Annotated in this window: 3 protein-coding genes and 1 pseudogene; all 4 read left to right on the top strand. The window is 36.8% G+C overall.

All coding sequences use genetic code 11. From position 1 onward, the window contains the following. The first annotated feature begins 48 nt into the window (after positions 1-48). Complete coding sequence (locus PHC85_03325) at positions 49-957, top strand: transposase (GenBank protein ID MDD5033111.1); 909 nt, start codon at positions 49-51, stop codon at positions 955-957. 98 nt (positions 958-1,055) lie between these two features. Beyond that, positions 1,056-1,169 (top strand): annotated as a pseudogene (locus PHC85_03320) (KilA-N domain-containing protein). Between the two features lie 56 nt (positions 1,170-1,225). Further along, positions 1,226-1,873, top strand: coding sequence for a hypothetical protein (locus tag PHC85_03315; GenBank protein MDD5033110.1), 648 nt, complete (start codon positions 1,226-1,228; stop codon positions 1,871-1,873). Between the two features lie 3 nt (positions 1,874-1,876). Next, positions 1,877-2,622: nucleotidyl transferase AbiEii/AbiGii toxin family protein (locus tag PHC85_03310; GenBank protein MDD5033109.1), on the top strand; the 746-nt coding region annotated here is incomplete at its 3' end.

The raw sequence follows: 2,622 nt of genomic DNA, 5'->3' as shown, positions 1-2,622 counted from the left end.
AGGTGTGCTCTGTAGAAAACACCCCTTTTCTGGTATAATATATAGCATATGACTACATCTAAATCTCCTTTATCTGTGGCTCGGGTAGCGTATACTGCGGCTCTGCGAAGCTTGCCGGCTTACACTCATCCCAAGAGCCCAAAAAAATTTACTCAGCCCCAGCTAGCGGCTTGTTTAGTGCTAAAAGAATTTTTTAAAACTGATTATCGGGGTATTGCCGCTATTCTGGAAGATTCTTCTGATATCAGAGCCGTGCTCGAACTTAATCAAGTGCCACATTTTACCACCCTGCAAAAATCAGCCCGCCAGCTTTTGAACAAAAGAACAATTAAGAAACTTATCAAAAGTATTCTATCCATAGCTCATGAAGAGAAATTGATCGGCCCCAAGGTGTCTTTGGCTGCTCTGGACGGCAGTGGATTTGAATCTCATCATATCAGCCGATACTTTGTTCAGCGCCGAGATAGAGCGGTTAAGGATAAGTATCAAACCTCTCATTATCAGCGTTTTCCCAAGGTAGGCATTGTTTGCGATACTAAAAATCATCTGATTCTGTCCGGTATCCCGGAACGAGGACCAAAGTTCGATCGTACACATTTCAAGCCGGCAATACTGGAGGCTGTCGCTCAAAAACCAATTCATACATTACTGGCCGATGCCGGTTATGACGGAGAACAAAACCATGTTTTTATTCGGGAACAATTGCATATTAAATCTTTTATCCCGTCTTTGATCGGCAGAAAAACATTAAAATTACCAAGCACCTATTATCGCCGTCTTATGGCTACCCGATTTAACAAAAAAGCTTATGGCCAGCGCTGGCAAGTGGAAACTGTTTTCAGTATGATAAAACGGAATCTGGATAGCTTCTTGCGAGCGCGGACATTTTGGAGCCAGTGCCGGGAAATCATGCTGAGGATATTCACGCACAATGTAACTATTGTGCTGTCTTGGTAAATTGGAATGTTTTCTACAGAGCACATCAGGTACAATTTTATTAAGCGTAAAAAAAGTATTTGATTCTTTTGACCTCGCTTTTGCGGGCTTTTTTTATACCCCAAAATATGATAAAATTACGGTAATACAACCTTAGCACGATAGGATTTTTGGGCATTTGGGAGCAGATAAATAATCCTAATTTCAAAGGGGTCGAATTCGATGCCTTTAAAAACACTAAAAACGCTCTTGACAAGTCATTTCCGATAGTGTACTATTATAGTATATTATGAGAAACAAGACAGAATCAAAAATCAGCCGGATAATTTCTTTGGCAAGAGTATTGCCTTATTTCAGCATGGACAATTTAAGCGCGGCGGAAAAAAACCGAAATTATCTTAAAACTCTTTTTTCCCGTTATTCCAAGGCCGGAAAAATTATTCGCATTAAAAAAGGCCTTTATGTCGCCAAAGATTATATCGAAGAATCAAAAAAAACCGGAAATTTCTCCGCTTATTTGGAATTTTTGGCTCATATTATGCGCCAGCCGTCTTATTTGAGTATGGATTATATACTTTACAATTATAATATTTTGACTGAAGTGCCTGCCAGCTATACGATTGTAACGAAAAAAAAGACCGCCAATTTTTTTAATGAATTCGGCAATTTTTTGTATCATAGCATCAGAAAGGATCTTTTTTGCGGGTTTAAAGAGACTAGACACGGGAAGCTGATTGTTTTTAAAGCGACCAAGGCCAAAGCGTTTTTTGATTTTCTTTATTTCAGAAAAAATTCGCTTGTCAACGAAGAATCGGTAAAAGAATTAAGATTGAATTTGGGTGAATTCAATAAGGCCGACAAAAAAGAGCTGGAGGGTTATATAAAACTTGAAGGATCCGGGAAAATGAAACAAATTTTTAATCATTTATTCACATAAACAATGGAAGAAGCAAAAACATTTTTAAAAAATTTGATCGATAATTCCGTTTCAACAAGCGATGTGTTTAAGAGGAATATTTTGAAAGAATATCTTCAGATTTTGGTTTTGGATTTTATTTATTCTCATCCGAAATACAGCGAGCTGTGTTTTTATGGCGGTTCCGCGCTCAAGCATTGTTTTGACCTGCCTCGTTTGTCGGAAGATCTTGATTTTGTGGATTTAAAAAGTTCAATCAAGCTTGATTTGCTGGCTTTTGATCTGGAAAAATATTTTAAAAAAAATACCGATTTGGATGTTGTTGCTTCGGTTCAAAAATTCAGAGTTTATCTTAAATTTCCGATTCTTCGCGAATTAAAATTGGCAAAAATCGGCGAATCTGATTTACTTTTTTTAAAAGTGGAAATTTTCAACGGTTTTGACTTTTGCCGGAAATACAAAACGGAATTTATGCCTTTGTTTAAATTTAATAAATCCATTCTGGTTAAAATTTTTGATTTGCCGACATTGATGTCAACGAAAATCAGGGCGGTTTTGTACAGAAAATGGGAAAAAAAAGATAAAAAAGGCGATGTTCTTATTAAAGTTAAAGGCAGGGATTATTTTGATTTGATGTGGTATCTTGAAAAAGGGATTAAGCCGAATATTGAGTGTTTGGACGGCATTAAAAATAGCGAAGAGTTAAAAGAAAAACTTTTGGAAATTGTTGAAAAAGTTGATGCCAAAAGTATTGAGCTTGATTTGGAGCC

The sequence above is a fragment of the Candidatus Paceibacterota bacterium genome (assembly GCA_028711505.1).
Lineage (GTDB): Bacteria > Patescibacteriota > Minisyncoccia > JAHISW01 > Tagabacteraceae > JAQTSC01.
The sequence above is the reverse complement of the archived record's forward strand: the minus strand, read 5'-3'. Positions and strand labels throughout refer to the sequence as shown.

Coding starts and splice junctions, on each gene's coding strand:
- PHC85_03315 (MDD5033110.1), top strand. CDS start 1,226: ATGAGAAACAAGACAGAATCAAAAATCAGCCGGATAATTTCTTTGGCA.
- PHC85_03325 (MDD5033111.1), top strand. CDS start 49: ATGACTACATCTAAATCTCCTTTATCTGTGGCTCGGGTAGCGTATACT.